The following is a 21,555-nucleotide window of genomic DNA, read 5'->3' on the forward strand; positions in this document are numbered from 1 at the left end:
CTTAACGCACCTTTAACGTCGCCAGACCAATAAGCACTAACATCAGTGAAATAATCCAGAAGCGGACAATAACACGAGGCTCAGGCCAGCCTTTTAATTCATAATGGTGATGAATTGGAGCCATACGGAAAATACGTTGACCACGTAATTTAAATGAACCGACTTGCAAAATAACGGAGAGTGTTTCAACAACAAACACACCGCCCATAATCACTAATAAGAATTCTTGGCGTAATAACACAGCAATCGTACCTAACGCACCACCCAATGCGAGAGAACCCACATCCCCCATAAAGACTTGCGCAGGGTAAGTGTTAAACCAAAGGAAACCTAAGCCCGCACCGACAATGGCGGTACAAACAATCACTAATTCGCCCGCATGCATTAAATAAGGAATTTTCAAGTAGCTTGCAAAATTAACGTTACCTGTCGCCCATGCAACTAAAGCAAAACCGGCAGCCACAAAGACGGTTGGCATAATGGCTAGACCATCTAAACCATCCGTTAAGTTAACGGCGTTACTGGTTCCCACAATGACAAAATATGCCAATAAGATATACAGCATGCCTAATTGAGGCATTACATCTTTAAAGAATGGAACGACTAGCTGTGTTGCAGGTGTATCTTTACCAATGGCATACATACTAAATGCAACGACTAACGCCAGCACGGATTGCCAGAAATATTTCCAGCGTGCAATTAAGCCACGCGTATCTTTACGCACAACCTTACGATAATCATCGACAAAGCCGATAACGCCATAACCAATTAAAACCAGCAATACGCACCAAACATATGGGTTGTCTAGTCTTGCCCATAGTAGTGTGGAGATAGAGATAGAGAACAGGATCATAATCCCGCCCATTGTTGGTGTACCACGTTTACTAAAATGAGACTCCGGCCCTTCACTACGAACCACTTGTCCAATTTGCATTTTTTGCAACCAAGCGATGAGGTGAGGCCCCATCCACAAAGCAATAATTAATGCCGTCAATAAACCAACAATCGCCCTGAATGTCAGATAAGAAAATACATTAAAAAATGTATGGTATTTAACCAAATATTCGGCTAGCCAAACTAACATTCAAAGCACTCCTTTAATGCGTTCACAATATCTTCCATCGCGGAGCTTCGTGAACCTTTTACTAAAACTGAAACAACATCATGCTGCTGTAATAATGGAATTAATTGAGCAAGTAAGTCGGCTTTAAATGTAAAATGCTGACCACCTTGGTTTTCATCACTAATAAAGTGGCTGTGATCCCCTACGGTAAATACGCTATTAATCCCTGCATTGTGTGCAAAACGCCCCACATCACGGTGACATTTCTCTGAATCCTTACCTAACTCAGCCATATCTCCCGCAACAAAAATCTTATATCCCGGCAATTGTGATAAAACTTGTAAGCCCGCGATCATCGAACCATCGTTCGCATTATACGTATCATCTAACACCATTTTTCCTGTGGTTAATTCCACAGGATACAATCTTCCTGGCACCGCTTTTAATGTTGATAACCCAAGGCGAACCGCATCAAGCGTTGCGCCTGCTGAAAGTGCCAGCGCACTAGCAGCTAAAGCATTGGCAATATTATGACGTCCCGGCAATGGAAGAGTAACTTCAACACAACCTTCTGGTGTATGTAAGGTGAAGTTAGTGGTGAACTGCTTAACAGCGATATCAGTCGGATAAAAATCAGCATTGCTTTGAGCCGATAAAGAGAACGACCATTGCGTTTGACGCGTATTTAAGTGGTGTTGCCATAGAGGTAAGTCATTACTATCAAGATTAATAATGGCTGTACCTTGCTCTTTTAAATGAGTAAAGATTTCGCCTTTTGCTTGGGCAATACCTTCAAGTGAACCGAAACCTTCAATATGAGCAGAAAAGAGATTATTTACCAAAGCGCTATCGGGTTTAACCATATCAACGGTATAGGCAATTTCACCAATATGGTTTGCACCTAGCTCGATAACGGCAAAACGATGCTCTGGAGTTAAACGAAACAGCGTTAGTGGCACACCAATATCATTATTTAAATTACCGTGGGTATATAAAGTTTCACCACAATGACGCAAAATTGAAGCCGTCATTTCTTTGACAGATGTTTTTCCTGAAGAGCCTGTCAACGCCACAATTTTGGCATTACTCATTGAACGGATATGAGTAGCAATCGCCCCCATTGCCAGACGAGTGTCTTTCACAATAATTTGAGGACAATCAATGTCAATTTCACGGTTAACTAATACGGCAACCGCGCCTTTTTCTTTGACATCAACGATAAAGTCATGCGCATCAAAACGCTCACCCGCTAATGCAATAAAGAGGCAATAGTCATCAATATTGCGACTATCTGTTGAAATTGACTTAATCGTTAGTTGATTGGCTTGGCTTTGAGCAATATGGCTCAACTTACCATCAGTGACTTGTGCAATGATTTCTAGTGATAAAGGGATCATGCTATCACCCCTAATAACCGCGCAACGGTTAATCTATCCGAATAATCAAGGCGACGTGAACCGACTAACTGGTAATCTTCATGCCCTTTACCTGCGACTAAAATCATATCATTCGCGTCGGCTTGCATAATCACATTAGTCACTGCTTCTGCTCGACCTTCAATAGCAATTGCACGACCGGGATCCATTAAACCAGAAAGAATATCTTGAATAATGGCTTGTGGCTCCTCACTACGTGGATTGTCATCAGTGATAACCACTTTATCTGCTAATTCTTCTGCAACTGCACCCATTAGTGGGCGCTTACCTTTATCTCGATCACCACCACAACCAAACACACACCACAATTTACCCGTGCAGTGTAAACGAGTGGCTTGGAGTGCTTTTTCTAGCGCATCCGGGGTATGAGCATAATCGACGATAACGGTAGGACGATTATCAGCACTAAACACCTCCATTCGACCACAAACAGGAGTAAGTGCAGACGACGCCTTAATTACGGCATCCAATGGATATTCCAGTGCTAACAATGTCGCTAAAGCACATAATAGATTACTGACATTAAATGCCCCCATTAACGGGCTTTCAATTTCCCCTTCACCCCAGCTTGAACTAAAGCAAATAGTTGCACCTTCATCATGGTAATTAATGTTTATTGCTTTAACAAAGCGACCTTGCCAATTTACTGGCAATTTATTGTCCATTGTTACTGCAACAGCATCTGGCAAACGTGATAACCATTTTTGACCAACAGTATCGTCCGCATTAATGATTTTCTCACCACTATGATGTGTGGAGAACAGTAACCATTTTGCCTCTTCGTAATTTGCCATATCACCATGATAATCAAGGTGATCACGACTTAAATTAGTAAATACGCTCGCCACAAAAGGTAAAGCACTAACGCGACCTTGTACTAAGCCATGAGAAGAAACTTCCATCGCTGTTAATGTCGCGCCTTGATTTAATAGCTGTTGTAACTCTAATTGAATATCAACCGCAGAGCCTGTGGTGTTCATGGCTGGAACAACGTGACCTAACAGTCCGTTACCTACCGTTCCCATCACAGCACTGCTTTCGCCTAATCCTTGTGCCCACTGTGCTAACAATTGTGTTGTTGTCGTTTTTCCGTTAGTCCCAGTAACACCAATTAGTTTCAATTTTTCAGCTGGTTGATGATAAAAATATCCTGCTAATTTTGATAACGCTGCATTGAGATTATCGATATAAATAACAGGTATGCCGTGGCTTTCACGAATTTCACCATGCGTTGCGACATCTTGTGCTTCCGCTAATACCGCTGAAACACCTTGAGCAATTGCTTGAGGAATATAGCGTCTACCATCAGTTTCATGACCTTTAATGGCAATAAAAAGATCACCGCTTGCCGCTTTTCGGCTGTCGAGTGTCATGTCTTTGAGCATCAATGACGGTGCTTGTATCCCGAGAGCCCCTAATAGGTCACTTAAGTTAGGATCGGCCACTTGTATCCTCTTCTTTTTTAATTACAAATTCATTTTTATCGTCTGGCATCAATGCATCTGGTTCTACGTTCATTGTTCGTAAAACCGCGCCCATGATTGTGCCAAACACCGGTGCAGATACTGCGCCCCCGTAATATTTACCCGCTTTAGGTTCGTTGATTATCACAACCAACGCAAAACGTGGACGACTCGCAGGCGCAACACCCGCCGCATAAGAGATATATTGATTGATATATTTTCCGTCTGGCCCAACTTTTTTCGCCGTACCTGTTTTAATCGCAATGCGATACCCTTTAATAGCCGCACTTACACCACCGCCACCGGGCAATGCAACACTTTCCATCATATGCACGACAGTTTTCATTACAGGCTCAGGGAATACGCGCGTTCCTGGTACAGGTGGATCAACTTTTGTAATTGAAAGTGGACGGTAAATACCAAAACTACCAATCGTTGCATAGACACGCGCTAATTGTAACGGTGTTACCATTAGCCCATATCCGAATGAGAAGGTGGCCCTTTCAAGATCGGACCACCGTTGTTTTTTTATTGGAAATATGCCACTACTTTCACCAACTAGCCCCAAGTTAGTTGGCTTCCCGAATCCAAAACGTGAATAAACATCCACAAGTTCAGATGCAGGCATCGCTAACGCTAGTCGTGAAACACCAACGTTACTCGATTTCTGTAATATTCCTGTTATCGATAACTCATGATATAACGCCACATCTTTTATTTGATGTCCGTTAAGTCGATAAGGAATTGTATTAATAACACTATTTTCTTTAATAATATGATTGTGTAGTGCACTCATCACAACCATCGGTTTTACTGTAGAACCTGGTTCAAAAATATCAGTGATAGCACGATTACGCATCGCATCTTTAGGCGTTCCCGCTAAGTTATTCGGGTTATAAGATGGACTATTCGCCATCGCTAATACTTCACCTGTATTGACGTCTACTAAAACAGCGGTTCCGGATTCTGCTTTATTCTTGATAACAGCATTGGTTAATTCACGATAAACCACAGATTGTAAGCGCTCATCAATACTTAACATCAAGTTATGAGCAGCTTGACTATCTGTTTGAGCAATATTTTCAATGACACGATTGAAACCATCCTTACGAACTACACGTTCACCAGGAGCACCTGTTAGCCATTGGTTAAAGCTTTTTTCAACCCCTTCAATGCCATCACCATCAATATTCGTTACACCAATAATGTGAGCAGTTACTTCACCGGATGGATAATAACGTTTTGATTCTTGACGCATGTTAATCCCAGTAATTTTTAATTTATTAATGTAATCACTAATTTCAGGGTTAACTTGACGAGCGAGATAGATAAAACGTGCGGAAGGTGCTGCTGCAATTTTCTGTTCGATTTGACTGATGGAGATTTTTAGTGCGTCAGCAAGTGCTAACCAACGAGAGTCGGTCATATCTGGATTGGCATCTAATACAACTTTTGGATCTGCCCAAATAGCATACACAGGCACACTGACAGCAAGAGGTCTTCCCATTCTATCGCTGATCATCCCTCTTGCTGTTGGGACTTTTTGTACACGCAGAGAACGCATATCCCCTTCACGAATTAGGGGGTCTGGATTAATAATTTGTAAATAGGCAACACGGATTAATAGCGCGGCTAAAGCGATACCAATGCCTGTGCAAAGCAACGCAAAACGCCAACTCACAAACCCTGTTTTTTCTTCAGGCTTGCGTAATTTGGCATTTGACTTTGTCTTTGCTTTCGCTTTTGCCGAACGTGAAAATTTCATACTTGCCTTAATTATTTAGTAACCACGATGTTCTCTTTTGTTGGATCAACATGAACCATCCCCAAACTATCACTTGAAAAACGCTCTACTCGGCTATGATCGGCCAGTGCATTTTCTTCAAGAATGAGGTTACGCCATTCGATATCCAATACATTTTTTTCCAGCACTAAGCGCTCTTTTTCTGCTGTCAATAAACGTGTCTTATGTGCTGTCGTCACGACATACACTGCAGAAATAATCACCGCTATCAGTAAACATACAGGTAATTTGCCATGACGCAGTAAATCCTGCCCTATAACTCCAGGTAGTGTGTGTCGTTCTGTAGACATTTATTCCTCAATACGTTGTGCTACACGTAATACAGAGCTTCGTGCCCGTGGGTTCTCTTCCACTTCTATACCTGTCGGTTTCATTTTGTGAATACTTGACAAGCGAGCACTTCCTAACTCTTTTATCTGAGCTTCTGTGAGAGGAATACCCGCAGGGACAACTGGCCCTTTGCTCTCATCACGAATAAACCGTTTTACTAATCGGTCTTCTAATGAATGGAAGCTAATCACTGATAAACGCCCTTCTGGCGCTAAAACTGAGACTGCACCTTTTAATGCTTTTTCAATTTCATCTAATTCGCTATTGATATAGATTCGAATTGCTTGAAAGCTTCGTGTTGCTGGATGCTTATGGCGTTCTTTTACTGGGCTTGCTTCACTAATTAAATCAGCTAACTGCTTAGTTCGAGTCAACGGCTCTTCTGTTTTATTACGAGCAACAATGGCGCGAGCAATACGTTTAGCAAAACGTTCTTCACCAAATGTTTTCAATACCCAAGTAATGTCATCTTCTGCAGCTGTCATTAACCATTGCGCAGCGGATTGCCCAGAAGTGGGATCCATACGCATATCTAGTGGTCCGTCTCGCATAAAAGAAAAACCACGCTCTGGATCATCTAGTTGAGGAGAAGAAACGCCTAAATCCAACAAAACACCATCAATCTTCCCCGCTAAACCTAACTCATTAACATACTGTTCAATATTTGAAAAAGGCCCATGAACAATAGAAAATCGTACATCATCTATTTCATTGGCAACTGCAATAGCTTGTGGATCTCTGTCTATCGCTATCAAGCGACCTTGTTCACCTAATTGCGATAAAATTAAACGGGAATGGCCTCCGCGACCAAATGTTCCATCGATATAGATACCTGAAGACTTAATGTTCAGGCCATTCACTGCTTCATCCAGTAGTACACTGGTATGGCTAAAATTATTTGTTGTCATTATTTAAAGTGATAAATCCAATAGTCGTGTCGATAACGGTTCCTGTGAGGTTTGCTCGGCAACAATGTCTTTTTCAATCTGGCTATACCAGACCTGTTCATCCCACAATTCAAATTTATTGAATTGACCGACTAACATGACCTCTTTGGTTAGCCCCGCATGCTGTCTTAGCGTGCTAGCTAACAAAAGACGTCCAGCACTATCCATTTGGCATTCGCTAGCATGTCCTAATAACAGACGTTGAACTCGACGTTCAGCCGGGTTCATGGAAGACAAAGCCGCTAATTTTAACTCAATCTTTTCCCATTCAGGAAGTGTATAAAGCAATAAACACGGCTGATTGAGATCAATGGTACAAACCATTTGACCTTCAGAAATCTCACTCAGCGTTGTTCGATAACGGGAAGGAACTGTTATTCGCCCTTTGCTGTCAAGATTAACGAGTGTTGCTCCACGAAACATCCTCATTACCCTCAGCTTTGTAATTTACACCACATTATCCCACAAATCCCCACAAATAGAGTTTACGGATGGTATGAAAACGTTGTCAAGCCAGATGTAGGAAGCTTTATTTATATTTACAGTAATTTGATGAGCACACCGAAATGTTGAAATTATCGACAAAAAAGAAATAAAAAATATTAACACTATGATTAATAGCGATTATTTTTCATTTTATATTTTTAATCACGAAAAGTAATTATTTATAACGATTACAAGGAAGAAAACCAGATAAAGAAATCATAATGAGTAAATAATAATTTTAATGATAAAAAACTAATTTATTGCAGTTCATTTACCTTTAGCCAACATAATCATTTGAGGATACTTTTGTATAAATAAAAATAGGAAGGTTTAAAAAAATAATTTAATATCATGCAGATAGTTATTTATTTTCTTCTCACTTTCTCTAAAGCAAAATCCATTATTTATTAAAGTTAAGCAATATCACTTATGGGTATATCAAAATTTAATCTATTAACTTAGAAAAATGAGGAAAATAGTAAAAAAAGGCTTAAGATTAATCTCAAATTTAATATTCTCTAAGCTATTCGACATTCTTAAATCAAATAAAGCATCCCCGTTTTAATTTAATAAAACAGGGATGAGTATAAATGCAGGTAATTATGATAAAGCAATATCAAATTAACGTGCGCGTCCTAAACTGCCTCGACGACATAAATCACGACGAATACGTGTAATTCCTGCTTGCGGTTTTTGCTCTTCTTCAAGACTGGCAAGAACAAGTTCTAATACACGTTCTGCGATATCACGATGTCGTTGAGCCACAGATAAAACAGGGCATTCAAGGAAATCCAATAACTCATGATCACCGAAAGTCGCAATAACCAATTGTGTTGGTAAACGGCCACTTCGTTGTAACGTCACATCCATAACCCCTTGCAATAAAGCAAACGAGGTTGTGAATAATGCATCTGGCATTGGATTATTGTTTAGCCATTCTGAGAAAGCAGTTGCAGCGGCTTCTCGTTCATAGCTATTAGCATAAAGGTAGGTTACTTCACGAGGATCATCTTTCCAAACACTACGGAAACCTTGTTCACGTAAAAAGCTCACAGAGAGTTCAGGAAGAGCGCCTAAGTAGAGTACAGATTGCGAAGGAAAAGCTTTCAGTTCAGTTGCCAACATTTTGGCATCTTCTAAATCATCACCGACAACGCTGATAAAATGTTCACTTTCTAATGCCCTATCTAGCGCGATAATCGGTAATGAACGATTAGCCCAACGCTGATAAAAAGGGTGTTCTGGTGGCAATGCCGTTGAAACAATAATGGCATCAACTTGGCGTTGTAATAAATGCTCAACACAACGAATTTCGTTGTCAGGTTGGTCTTCTGAACACGCAATTAGCAACTGATAACCACGTTGTCGTGCTTGTCGTTCAAGGTAATTTGCGATCCTGGTATAACTGGTGTTTTCCAAATCAGGAATAACCAAACCAATAGAACGCGTACGACCAGCACGTAATCCCGCGGCAACAGCGTTCGGGTGGTAATTATGCTCTCTGACCACCGCCATCACTTTTTCAACAGTCTTGTCACTTACACGGTACTGTTTCGCCTTACCATTAATGACATAACTTGCTGTTGTTCGTGAAACACCAGCCAAGCGGGCGATTTCATCCAGTTTCACATTAGCCTCTTTTAATTATTAAATGTGTTATTTATTACATATTGCTATGAATTTCAGTCATTATGCTGATCTGATTTTGCATTTTAACACAATTTACTGATAAAACCGTATGCGTCAACGTTTCCGTTTATGCCTTTTATCAATTATTTCAATCATCATTATCTATCAATCAGTAATTTCACAAGAAAAAGCACCTTAAAAGGTGCTTTTTCTCGATTAAATTTAATCTTGATACATCAATTCAATTTCATTTCGATAACGTTCTGAAATAATTTTACGGCGAAGTTTTAATGTCGGTGTTAACTCACCTGATTCCATTGAAAAACCTTCAGCAAGTAATGTAAAGCGCTTAACCTGATGAAAACTAGAAAAGTTTTTTTGCATTTCACGTAAACGCTCATCAAATAGCTCTTTAATTTTTGTATGACGTAATAATTCGATGCGATCTTGGTATTTTAGATTTAATGCACGAGCATGTTCTTCTAGTGCATCAAAACATGGCACAATCAGCGCAGAAACAAATTTACGTGTATCAGCAATCACCGCAATATGCTCAATAAAACGATCTTGCCCTAAAGTACCTTCGATCATTTGTGGCGCAATATATTTACCATTCGACGTTTTCATTAAATCTTTTAAACGTTCAGTGATAAACAGTACACCATCACTATCAAGCGCGCCGGCATCACCAGTACGTAACCAACCATCTTCTGTAAAGGCAGCCGCGGTATCTTCTGGTTTATTGAAGTACCCTTTCATAACAATACTGCCACGAACTTGAATTTCGTTTTCAGCCCCAATACGGACTTCAACACCAGGTAATGGTGTACCAATAGAGCCTAATTTATACTTATTTTCTTCCCAGCATGAAACAGTGGCACAGGTTTCTGTCATACCATAACCGTATTTAATATTAATGCCTGTTGCTAAAAAGAAACGAATAACAGCGTCATCTAAACGCGCACCAGCGGCTGGTAAAAAGCGGACTCGTCCACCTAAGATTTGACGTAATGGTTTTAAAACTTTTTTATCAGCAAAGCGATAACACAAACGCGCAATGAAACCACGATTACGCTGATTAAGTTGTGCTTCGCGTTGTTTTTCACCCTGCTTGATTGCCCATTTGAAGATAAGCTGGCGTAACACGGAAGCCTGAGACACTTTGTCTTGAATTGCACTATATACTTTTTCATAGAAACGCGGAACAGCACACATAACGGTAGGTTTAACGTCGCTCATTGCTTCTCTAACAGCATGCGTATCCGTTAAATACACATTAACAGCGCCCGTGTGCATGACATAAAAGCTCCATGCGCGTTCGAAAACATGAGAAAGAGGTAAAAAACATAATGAAACGTCTTTATCGGATAATGAGAGACGTTCGTCATGCAGATAAAGTTGGGATGCTAAGCTCGTATAATCAAGCATGACACCTTTAGGTTCGCCTGTTGTTCCTGATGTATAAATCAAGGTAAACAGATCGTCTAAATTGCACTCATTAATGCGTTGTGCTAACACGTCATCATGTTGATATTGAGTGTTATTAATTAAACTCTCAAGATAGCATGAAGGTATATTTGTGTTTAATACGACATCAGAATTAAACACAATAATATGTTCAAGTTGAGGACATAACGCTAATAATTCAGAAGCAATATCGTATTGCTTTTGGTCACCCACAAAAAGAATGCGAATATTTGCATCATTTAAAATATAAGCGGCTTGTTCAACACTGCTGGTTGCATAAAGAGGAACGGTTACCGCACGTAATTGCAAAGAAGCAATATCAGCCAAAGACCAATCAATGGTATTTTGAGAAAAGATCCCAATATTTTCTTGAACCCCCACACCCATTTCTAATAATGCATTTGAGAGCGCGCGTGTTTTCTTTTCAACCTTTTCCCATGACATTTCGATATTGTGCTTAGCATCCCACTGACGATAAGCAATATTATTCCCGCTGTGTAAAAACCGTATCTGTAATCTTCTAATTATATGGTAATCCTGAAGATTATTATTAGTTATCATAATTTTCCTGCTATTTATGGAAAAGCGACCGTGTTATTAAACTAAAATGGACAAAATACGCCACTCATAATTTCAGCTTACACTTGTTCGCTGACTCGGATAAAAGTCTAAGTGATCCGCCAAAATAAAGGAATTCAATTTTACATAAATTTGTAAAATTGTGAGTTATGAAAAGTTTTGTCAAAAGGCGCTATCTCACCTCAGTGAAGGAGCTCGATATTACAATTCTATTTTTTTATGGAAGATAAAGAAGAAAAGTAGATGAATAACAACAAGTAACTGTTATAACGTAATCAGTGACAATATATAGAAAAGAGTATTGTTGTAGAAAATAACTGTTGGTCGAGTAAAAATGCGAACAAGAGTCATTATGATAAATAAAGGGCAAAAATAGTGACAGCAATCCAATTTATTTTATCTAACTACATAAAACCCATTTTGGTCATTAGTCTAATAACTAATGTTATCTGCCACTATTTCTGCATAATTAGAAATAAAAACTAATTATGAGCGAAAACACTCTAGTTCTGACAAACTTCACTAAGTAAATTTTTCATCCATAAGTGACCTTTGTCACGCGCGGTTGATTCATGCCAAATTAAATAACATGGACGCAGTATCTTTTCCCAAGGTAACGAAATGGCTTTGATATCTAATTGCTCAGCGTTGCATTCCACTAACCATTTCGGTGCAATAGCAACTAAATAAGTTCTAGAGACAATATTTAATACGCTGTTTAAATCAGTTCCCTGATAAGTGATAAGATCTTCTAAATGAGTATCTTTATAATAAGGAGCACTAAATGAACCAACATCATCTAAAGAAACAATTGAATGTTGTTCATTTAATAACATCTCTTGTGTCACACTTTCTTTAATACGAGGATGTTTATTAGAAACAACTAAAACAAGCTCATCATTAAACAATGGCTGTGAATGAAATTCTGCTCTATCAAATTGTTTATAATTAATAAAGAATTCGATTTCTTGATATTTTAACTGGTGCTCTATATTACTATTTAAGTAAGATTTAATATTAACATTAATGTTAGGTGTTTTATTTTTAATTTGTTCAACTATTTTTGGCGCTAATTTAATATCTAGCGGGCTACAAATAGATAAATTAAATATACGTTCACTTAGTTCTGGTTCAAACCCAGCCCCAGGAAGTTCATTATGTACTAATTGTAATGCTTGTCTAACAGGGCCAAAAAGCTGTTTTGCTCTTAATGTAGGCTGAATACCGCGACCATAACGAACAAATAATTCATCATTAAACATTACTTTAAGTCGAGATACTGCATTACTAACTGCGGGTTGTGACATGCCAAGAACCTGTGCGGCTCGAGTGACATTTTGCATTTGCATAACAGCATCAAATACCGTTAATAAATTAAGATCAACATTACGTAAATGCATATCTGCTGATTCTTTGCTGGTAACTGTTGCTGATGTGTAATCCGTCATTTCTTACTCCACTATGTTATTATAATAGTTAATTAACCATTATTAACAAAAGTATTATTAATAATAGATATGTCTTAACCATTACTTTAACTATTTATTAAAATTTATTATTCATCGTCCATGCATATAACTAAACATATAAATTTCATATCAATAAAAAAACGTTCTTCATATAAAGATGAAAAGTTGATATTAAAATTACATGTATAGAAAATGATTATATCAATATATATTACAACCTGTTTTACCTTCTGCCTTGCAAATAATAAAACAAAGTATGATAAAAATCATAATAAAATGATGTATTTTCATTCCTAAATTAAGAATTCAAGAGTCATCAATTCTAATAATACAATGATTTTTATGCTTACATTCAAAACCTTGCTTACATTTATCAATCCTTACTATCTCATTGATACTCTTTTTTCATCTCACTTAGCTGATTAAAAAAAAGCAAACAATTGTTTAATTTTTTATTTCACTCTTTTTTAAACAATGTACGGAACATTAACCCAATCAATGATTTGCTGATAGTCATAATCATTAGTAAAAATTTAGATATTAGTCAGAATCACTGTGAAAAATTTATAAATAACACAGCTAAATGATTTTATAAATTCCAACACTTGACATCTTTATTGGTATTAGGTATCAATAAATAAAGATTATTGAGAACTTATCCAAGGGTGTTTCATGTTAAACGCAATTTTACTATCAAGCCTACTACTACTCGCAACTTTTATGCGCGGTCGGCTTATGGGTAAAAAATGAAACACATCTACCCTTAAAGAGAAAACCCGCGCTAGTCGCGGGTTTTTTTATACCTGGGAGAGCGCAAACAGCAAATAAAAAGAGAAAGGAACAGATTATGAGCAACAACGTGATTATTTTTGATACCACATTGAGAGATGGCGAACAGGCATTGCAAGCAAGCTTAAGCGTAAAAGAAAAGCTGCAGATTGCTTATGCCTTAGAACGTTTAGGTGTGGATATCATTGAAGCTGGCTTTCCTGTTTCTTCTCCGGGTGATTTTGAATCAGTACAAACTATTGCACGCGAAATCAAAAATAGCCGTATTTGTGCATTAGCACGCTGTGTTGATAACGATATTGATGTTGCAGCAGAATCTCTAAAAGTCGCAGATGCTTTTCGTATTCACGTATTTTTGGCAACGTCGGCATTACATGCTGAACATAAATTAAAAAAATCGTTTGAAGACATTATTGAAATGGGGGTGAATTCAATAAAACGTGCTCGCCGCTATACCGATGATGTGGAGTTTTCTTGCGAAGATGCGGGCCGTACTCATATTGATAATTTATGTCGGATCGTTGAAAGCGCCATTAATGCCGGTGCAACCACAATTAATATTCCAGATACCGTAGGTTATACAACACCTTACCAATTCGGTGGCATTATCACCAACTTGTTTGAGCGTGTACCCAATATTGATAAAGCGATTATCTCTGTCCATTGTCATGATGATTTAGGAATGGCTGTTGCTAATTCGATTACTGCGGTACAAGCAGGTGCAAGACAAGTTGAGGGGACAATTAATGGTTTAGGCGAACGTGCGGGCAACTGCGCATTAGAAGAAGTCATTATGGCAATAAAAGTCCGTGAACAAATGATGAATGTTCAAACACGTATTAATCACAAAGAAATTTATCGTACTAGCCAGTTAGTGAGCCAATTATGTAATACACCTATTCATGCTAATAAATCGGTGGTTGGCTCCAATGCATTCGCCCATTCATCAGGTATTCACCAAGATGGCGTACTGAAAAACCGTGAAACCTACGAAATCATGACACCCGAATCGATCGGATTAAAAGAAGTGCAATTAAACTTAACGTCTCGTTCAGGTCGAGCTGCTGTCAAGCATCGTATGGAAGAAATGGGATATCGCGAAAAAGATTACAACTTAGATAATTTATATTCAGCCTTCTTACGTTTAGCAGATAAAAAAGGCCAAGTCTTTGATTATGACTTAGAGGCATTAGCATTTATTGGTCAGCAACAACAAGAGCCAGATGAATTTGTTATGAACTATTTCAATACTCAATCTGGTTCATCAACCGTTGCCACTGCCAGTGTCAGCATAACACATGGCGATAAAGAAATTACTGAAGCAGCAACAGGTAATGGCCCCGTAGATGCAGTATACCAAGCAATATCCCGTGCAACAGGTTATCCATTAAAGTTAGTGACTTACCAATTAACAGCCAAAGGCGAAGGTAGAGATGCTTTAGGGCAAGTTGATATTGTCGTTGAATATCAAGGTCGTAAATTTCACGGAATGGGGTTAGAAACGGACATAGTCGGTTCATCCGCCAATGCCATGATCCACGTAATCAATAGTATTTGGCGCTCAGAGCAAGTCGAAATAGAAAAACGCAAACAACATACAACACAAGAAGCGGTTTAATTATGTCAAAAAATTATCATATTGCAGTATTACCCGGAGATGGTATTGGTCCTGAAGTTATGGCTCAAGCACACAAAGTGATGGATGCCATAAGTGAGCGTTTCTCACTCAATATCACCACAAAAGAATATGATATCGGTGGTGTTGCCATCGATAATCATGGCACACCATTACCAGCGAACACCTTAGTGGGTTGCGAACAAGCTGATGCTATTTTATTTGGCTCTGTCGGCGGTCCTAAGTGGGAGCACTTGCCTGCTAATGAACAACCTGAACGTGGTGCATTGTTACCTTTACGCAAACATTTTAAATTGTTCTGCAATTTACGTCCTGCTCGCTTATATGAAGGTTTAGAAGCCTATTGCCCATTACGTGCTGACATTGCACAGCGTGGTTTCGATATTTTATGTGTTCGTGAATTAACTGGCGGTATCTATTTTGGCCAACCGAAAGGCCGTGAAGGTGAAGGCGCACAAGAACGTGCTTTTGATACTGAAGTTTATCATCGTTACGAAATCGAGCGTATTGCCCGTTTTGCATTTGAATCAGCGCGTAAACGTCGCCATAAAGTAACGTCTATTGATAAAGCGAACGTTTTACAAAGCTCTATTTTATGGCGTGAAGTCGTAACTGGCATTGCCAAAGAATACCCAGATGTCGAAATTCAGCATATGTATATCGATAACGCAACAATGCAGTTAATTAAAGATCCATCTCAGTTTGATGTCTTGCTGTGCTCCAATATTTTTGGTGACATTTTATCTGATGAATGCGCCATGATCACAGGTTCAATGGGGATGTTGCCATCCGCAAGTGTTAATGAAGAACGCTTTGGCTTATATGAGCCAGCCGGTGGTTCAGCACCAGATATTGCAGGTAAAAATATCGCTAACCCTATTGCACAAATTTTGTCTGCTGCGTTGTTACTGCGTTACAGCTTTAATGAAGACCAAGCGGCCAAAGCCATTGAAGAGGCTATCACCAAAGTATTAGCAGAAGGCTATCGTACCGCAGATTTAGCGGGGGATGGTAACGCAATCACAACGACAGAAATGGGTGATCGCATCACTCAATATATTCGTGAAGGGGCATAACATGGGTAAAACATTATATCAAAAAATCTATGATGCACATGTTGTCAGAGAAGTGAGTGATGAAACACCAATTTTATATATCGATCGCCATTTAGTGCACGAAGTGACATCACCTCAAGCCTTTGATGGATTAAGAACAAAGGGTCGTCCTGTTCGTCAACCCAATAAAACCTTTGCAACGATGGATCACAACGTATCAACACAAACCAAAGATATTAACGCTTGTGGTGATATGGCGAGGATCCAAATGCAAGAGTTGATGAAAAACTGCCAAGAATTTGGTGTCACTCTGTATGACTTAAACCATCCTTATCAAGGGATAGTCCACGTGATGGGTCCAGAACAAGGCTTGACCTTACCGGGAATGACGATCGTTTGCGGTGATTCACATACAGCAACTCATGGTGCTTTTGGCTCATTAGCTTTTGGGATCGGTACATCTGAGGTTGAACACGTTTTAGCAACTCAGACATTAAAACAATCACGAGCTAAAACATTAAAAATTGAAGTTCAAGGCAAGACCGCCATTGGGATCACCGCAAAAGATATCGTATTAGCCATTATCGGTAAATTAGGTAGTGCAGGTGGCACTGGCTATATCGTTGAATTTGCGGGTGAAGCCATTGAAGCCTTAAGCATGGAAGGTAGAATGACTTTATGTAATATGGCGATTGAAATGGGTGCTAAAGCGGGCTTAGTCGCGCCAGATGACACCACTTTTGCTTATTTAAAAGGTCGTCAATTTGCCCCTAAAGGCCAATCATGGGATGAGGCTGTTGCTTATTGGAGAACCTTAAAGTCTGATAATGATGCAACTTTTGATGCCACCGTCACGATTAATGCTGCCGACATTGCGCCACAAGTTACTTGGGGCACCAACCCAGGGCAAGTTATCGCTATTGACCAAATAGTACCGTTATTAAATAGCTTTAATGATCCCGTTGAACGCGCTTGTGCTGAAAAAGCCTTGGCTTATATGGGGTTGAGTGAAGGCGTCAACTTAACAGATGTCGCTATTGATAAAGTCTTTATTGGCTCTTGTACAAATTCACGTATTGAAGATTTACGAGCTGCTGCTGAAATCGCAAAAGGGCATAAAGTTGCGTCCCATGTGCAAGCCATTGTAGTTCCGGGATCAGGGCCAGTTAAAGCGCAAGCTGAAGCTGAAGGTTTAGATAAAATCTTTATTGAAGCAGGTTTTGAATGGCGCTTACCGGGTTGTTCAATGTGTTTAGCTATGAATAACGACCGATTAAATCCAGGTGAACGTTGTGCATCCACCAGCAACCGTAATTTTGAAGGTCGTCAAGGTCGTGGAGGTCGAACACACTTAGTCAGTCCTGCAATGGCGGCGGCAGCTGCAATCAATGGTCATTTTGCAGATATTCGTACATTTGCCGTGGCATCTTAAAGGAGAACATGATGAATAAATTTACTCAACATACGGGTATTGCGGTTCCTTTAGATGCAGCAAACGTTGATACCGATGCCATTATTCCTAAGCAATTTTTACAAAAAGTCACTCGTACTGGCTTTGGTAAGCACCTATTTCATGATTGGCGATTCTTAGATGATGAAGGCACTCAGCCTAATCCAGCTTTTATTTTGAATCAGCCTATTTACCAAGGTGCTTCTATTTTATTAGCACGAGAAAACTTTGGGTGTGGTTCATCTCGTGAACATGCACCATGGGCATTAACAGATTATGGTTTTCACGCCGTTATCGCCCCTAGTTTTGCTGATATTTTTTACGGCAATTCATTTAATAACCAATTATTGCCGATCAAATTAAGTGACGATGAAGTCTCACAATTATTTGATTGGGTGAAACAACACACAGGTACCCCTATTACTGTCGATTTAGTGGCACAAGAAGTCAGAGCCGGTGAATTATGTTTCTCTTTTGAAATCGATTCATTTTGCCGTCATTGCATGATTGAAGGATTAGACAGTATTGGATTAACACTGCAACACCAAGATGACATTAGCGTTTATGAGGCAAAACAACCTGCTTTTATGCGCTAATAAAGACAATTTCTTACCTTCTTCTACTTTCTGTGATGTTTACTTTGTCATTCTTGCCGTAAATTCATTTACGGCTTTTTTTTACTTCAATACAGGCATTCCATAAATAACCAATAAAAAAAGCCAGTGATCAATTATCACTGGCCGGCAATCACCGAATGCTCAAATGGGGGAGTCTGTCAGTATTCATAATTTGTGATAACTAACATGAGAGCCAACTTTAAACACAAACATTATCGGTCTAATATAAGGAAATTAAAATTGATCACTTTATTAAGGGATTTCCTCTTTTATGACCACACCCCGCTTAGAGTTACAATTTATTCGCCTATGGCAAGCCTTTCAGGGAAAGACTTCTGAAACTACCTTACAAGAATTAGCACAAACGCTTCATTGTACACGCCGTCATGTCCGTTCTTTATTAAATAAAATGCAAGAAATAGGCTGGATAAATTGGCAAGCAGAAGTGGGTAGAGGCAAAAAATCCACACTAAGTTTTTATTCTAATGCGCAAGAAATTCAACAAAATCGCGCTGAGCGATTAATAGAAGAAAACGATATTGAAAAGCTTGTCGCGCTAATGGGGGATAAAGACTCCGTACGCCAAATGGTGCTTTCTCAAATTGAAAAAAGTTTTCATCCTGGTCAACAGTTACTTCGGATTATTTACTATCGCCCTTTTAGAAATTTATTGCCAGGAACGCCTTTAAGACGATCTGAATTACATTTAATGAGCCAAATATTTAATTCTCTGGTGCATTTAAAAGAGGAAAATGGGGAAATCGAAGCAGAATTAGCTCACCATTGGCAAATGATCACAGAGCAACATTGGCGATTTTATTTACGTCCTTCTATCTATTTCCATCATGGTCGCGAGCTCACTCTCGAAGATATCAGCACTTCTTTAATGCGTATGAAACACTGCAATCCACTTTATGCACATATAGAGCATATTTCCTCACCTCAACCTTATGTGCTTGATATTTTCTTAAACGAAGCAGATAAACAATTTGCAACATTATTAGGGAGTCCTCAAGCGGTTATCTTGCCACAGGAATGGGCATCACTCCCAACCTTTGCACAGCACCCAATAGGAACAGGTGCTTATCAAATCATGGCTAATGATCAACATAAACTACAAATCAAAGCCTTTAATCGCTATTTTGGGTTACGTGCATTATTAGATGAAATTGATATATGGGTTGTACCTGAACTGAATAAAAAAATGGTCTGTTCAACCATTCATTTAACAGATGATGATACCAACAAAGATTCACTGGAAAGCCGTAAAGAGGAAGGGTGTTATTTTTTACTTTACGATAGTCGCTCAGCTCAATGCCAACAAATAGAAATAAGGGAATGGTTAAGTAGTGTATTAACGCCAGTTAATATGCTGACACATTGCGATCCTTTCTATCAACGTCATTGGTCTCCTGCTTATGGTTTATTACTTCATTGGCATCACAGTAAATTAATACGTCAACATCCCAAACCAGCATCATTAACCAAACTGACTGTTACATTGTATAAAGAGCATCATGAATACAGCACTATCGCTGAACTCATCAGAAAAATTTTATCTCTGTATGATATTGAGCTCACTATTCAAGTCCTCGATTACGAACAATGGTATTATGGTAAAGCGGAAAGTGATATCTGGTTAGCAACAGTAAATTTCTATAAACCCTTAGCGTTTTCTATTTTTGCCACTCTTTATGAATTACCTCTTTTTCAACTCTGTTTAGGGCGATCGTTTACACACGATCTCTCTTTATGGCATCAAAAAATGCTACCACTAGAAGAGTGGTGTCGTCAGTTAACACACGATATTTGGCTTTATCCTTTATTTCACCATTTACTTGAGTTACAAGGGCAAAGAACCATACGTGGTGTCAAAATGAATACTTTTGGTTGGTTTGATTTTAAATCAGCATGGTTCACACCAGAAATTGAGCCACAGCAACCAGACTAAGAGATAACTAACTTTTCATCATCATGGTTGTGACGATTTAAGTTAATTCACAGAAAACTTGAAAGTTATAAACACCCACATAAATGCTTAGGGGATTTATTCACTTTTTCTGTGGATATCTATGTGAAAAAGAGTGAGATAATCAGGGTATAGTTTTTATATTATAAAAAAGGCTGTTGATATATATTTCAAAATATCACTTATAATTCATATTAATAGCTAGTTTTAAACGCCTATTTCAGCGATTGGATAAAACAATTAAAAGACTCACCGCCTTAAATCGTACAAAAAATAACCACAGAGTGTTTTATCCACAGGTTATGCCGATTAGTTAGACAAAATAGGATAATTTTGAGGAATATCTGCAAAAGTCAAGGCTGTAAATCAGCACAGTGATCTCACTTTCTGTGAGTTATCCCATAAAGCTGTGGATAACCTAGTGTAAAAGCCTGTTTATGATTTCAGGATAACCGTGCACAACTTTAAATTATAAATTTCAATTGAAGGATTAACTCAAAAAAATGATGATATATCATGCTATTATGATTTAAATAAAATAAAGTGAAATACGTTATCAACAACCTTTTTTTTCTGTCTATTTTTTAAACAAGAAGATAATAACTATGTTTACGCCACCTGTAGCACCTGAAAATGAACAGGTTTTATTTGAACGAGCAAAAGCCCTAGCAGGTTATACATTTGGTGAACTTGCTACTTTTGCACAACTGCCTATTCCTGCCAACCTAAAAAGAGATAAAGGCTGGGTAGGAATGTTGTTAGAATATTATTTAGGTGCAAGTGCAGGCAGTAAACCCGAACAAGATTTCAGTGAGTTGGGTATTGAACTTAAAACAATCCCGATTGATAGGCTAGGTATGCCTTTAGAAACCACCTTTGTCTGTGTTGCTGCATTAACAGGAAATAGTGGAATTACATGGGAAAACAGCCATGTTAAACGTAAGCTCTCTAAGGTCTTATGGGTTCCTGTTGAAGGTGAAAGGGATATTCCATTAGCACAGCGCCGTGTTGCCTCTCCACTACTTTGGAGCCCAAATCATACAGAAGAAGAACTGTTACGCCATGATTGGGAAGAATTGATGGACATGATTGTGCTGGGCAAAGTAGAAAGTATTACTGCGCGTCACGGACAAGTGTTACAAATTCGCCCCAAAGCCGCAAACAATAAAGCATTAACTGAAGCTATCGGTGAAAATGGGCAACGTATCATGACATTGCCCAGAGGCTTTTATTTGAAAAAGAATTTCACAGCCCCACTGCTGGCTCGTTATTTTCAGCTCTAATTTTGTGATAAATTACACGTAATAAAATACCCTGTATCATTATTTTAAATCACACAGGGTATTGATAAATGACTCTCTATTTT

Annotated in this window: 16 protein-coding genes; 6 read left to right on the forward strand and 10 right to left on the reverse strand. The window is 38.7% G+C overall.

Features of this window, described 5'->3' with window-relative positions:
* Window position 1: 1 nt before the first annotated feature.
* The 10 genes from mraY to leuO form a co-directional block, all read right to left on the reverse strand.
* A complete protein-coding gene (mraY, locus tag JEP40_RS16340) occupies window positions 2-1,084 on the reverse strand; it encodes a phospho-N-acetylmuramoyl-pentapeptide-transferase (protein ID WP_198624413.1) in 1,083 nt (360 codons plus the stop codon).
* Entirely contained in the window at window positions 1,078-2,460 is a 1,383-nt protein-coding gene (gene murF / locus JEP40_RS16345; RefSeq protein ID WP_198624414.1) for a UDP-N-acetylmuramoyl-tripeptide--D-alanyl-D-alanine ligase, read from the reverse strand. The genes mraY and murF overlap by 7 nt, the downstream gene beginning before the upstream one ends.
* Window positions 2,457-3,944: a UDP-N-acetylmuramoyl-L-alanyl-D-glutamate--2,6-diaminopimelate ligase gene (murE, locus tag JEP40_RS16350; protein ID WP_198624415.1), complete on the reverse strand. Its 1,488-nt coding sequence runs from the start codon at window positions 3,942-3,944 to the stop codon at window positions 2,457-2,459. The genes murF and murE overlap by 4 nt, the downstream gene beginning before the upstream one ends.
* Window positions 3,931-5,727: a peptidoglycan glycosyltransferase FtsI gene (ftsI, locus tag JEP40_RS16355; RefSeq protein WP_198624416.1), complete on the reverse strand. Its 1,797-nt coding sequence runs from the start codon at window positions 5,725-5,727 to the stop codon at window positions 3,931-3,933. Before ftsI ends, murE begins: the two co-directional genes overlap by 14 nt.
* 11 nt (window positions 5,728-5,738) lie before the next feature.
* On the reverse strand, window positions 5,739-6,056 hold the full coding sequence (gene ftsL, locus JEP40_RS16360; protein WP_082151795.1) for a cell division protein FtsL: 318 nt from the start codon (window positions 6,054-6,056) through the stop codon (window positions 5,739-5,741).
* The gene (gene rsmH, locus JEP40_RS16365) at window positions 6,057-7,004 is read right to left on the reverse strand and encodes a 16S rRNA (cytosine(1402)-N(4))-methyltransferase RsmH (protein WP_198624417.1); all 948 of its coding nucleotides are present in this window, start codon (window positions 7,002-7,004) and stop codon (window positions 6,057-6,059) included. It abuts the gene before it with no gap.
* Window positions 7,005-7,007: 3 nt separating this feature from the next.
* Window positions 7,008-7,466 carry a division/cell wall cluster transcriptional repressor MraZ gene (gene mraZ, locus JEP40_RS16370; protein ID WP_072069274.1) on the reverse strand — a complete coding sequence of 153 codons (459 nt, stop codon included), beginning with the start codon at window positions 7,464-7,466 and terminating at the stop codon, window positions 7,008-7,010.
* Window positions 7,467-8,150: 684 nt separating this feature from the next.
* Window positions 8,151-9,158, reverse strand: coding sequence for a catabolite repressor/activator (cra, locus tag JEP40_RS16375; protein ID WP_198624418.1), 1,008 nt, complete (start codon window positions 9,156-9,158; stop codon window positions 8,151-8,153).
* A 222-nt stretch (window positions 9,159-9,380) separates the two neighbouring features.
* Window positions 9,381-11,186, reverse strand: a complete 1,806-nt coding sequence (locus tag JEP40_RS16380) for an AMP-dependent synthetase/ligase (protein ID WP_198624419.1) — start codon at window positions 11,184-11,186, stop codon at window positions 9,381-9,383.
* Window positions 11,187-11,707: 521 nt separating this feature from the next.
* A complete protein-coding gene (gene leuO, locus JEP40_RS16385) occupies window positions 11,708-12,652 on the reverse strand; it encodes a transcriptional regulator LeuO (protein ID WP_198624420.1) in 945 nt (314 codons plus the stop codon).
* An 868-nt stretch (window positions 12,653-13,520) separates the two neighbouring features.
* Here leuO and leuA point away from each other — a divergent pair.
* From leuA to mutH, 6 genes are all read left to right on the forward strand, one after another.
* On the forward strand, window positions 13,521-15,080 hold the full coding sequence (leuA, locus tag JEP40_RS16390; RefSeq protein WP_198624421.1) for a 2-isopropylmalate synthase: 1,560 nt from the start codon (window positions 13,521-13,523) through the stop codon (window positions 15,078-15,080).
* Between the two features lie 2 nt (window positions 15,081-15,082).
* The gene (gene leuB / locus JEP40_RS16395) at window positions 15,083-16,174 is read left to right on the forward strand and encodes a 3-isopropylmalate dehydrogenase (protein WP_198624422.1); all 1,092 of its coding nucleotides are present in this window, start codon (window positions 15,083-15,085) and stop codon (window positions 16,172-16,174) included.
* 1 nt (window position 16,175) lies between these two features.
* The gene (gene leuC / locus JEP40_RS16400) at window positions 16,176-17,585 is read left to right on the forward strand and encodes a 3-isopropylmalate dehydratase large subunit (protein ID WP_198624423.1); all 1,410 of its coding nucleotides are present in this window, start codon (window positions 16,176-16,178) and stop codon (window positions 17,583-17,585) included.
* Window positions 17,586-17,593: 8 nt separating this feature from the next.
* Complete coding sequence (leuD, locus tag JEP40_RS16405; RefSeq protein WP_198624424.1) at window positions 17,594-18,199, forward strand: 3-isopropylmalate dehydratase small subunit; 606 nt, start codon at window positions 17,594-17,596, stop codon at window positions 18,197-18,199.
* A gap of 292 nt (window positions 18,200-18,491) precedes the next feature.
* Window positions 18,492-20,171, forward strand: coding sequence for an HTH-type transcriptional regulator SgrR (gene sgrR / locus JEP40_RS16410; protein ID WP_198624425.1), 1,680 nt, complete (start codon window positions 18,492-18,494; stop codon window positions 20,169-20,171).
* A gap of 623 nt (window positions 20,172-20,794) precedes the next feature.
* Window positions 20,795-21,472, forward strand: coding sequence for a DNA mismatch repair endonuclease MutH (gene mutH, locus JEP40_RS16415; RefSeq protein WP_198624426.1), 678 nt, complete (start codon window positions 20,795-20,797; stop codon window positions 21,470-21,472).
* The last annotated feature ends 83 nt before the right edge of the window (window positions 21,473-21,555 follow it).

The organism is Proteus vulgaris (assembly GCF_016239305.1).
GTDB lineage: Bacteria > Pseudomonadota > Gammaproteobacteria > Enterobacterales > Enterobacteriaceae > Proteus > Proteus vulgaris_C.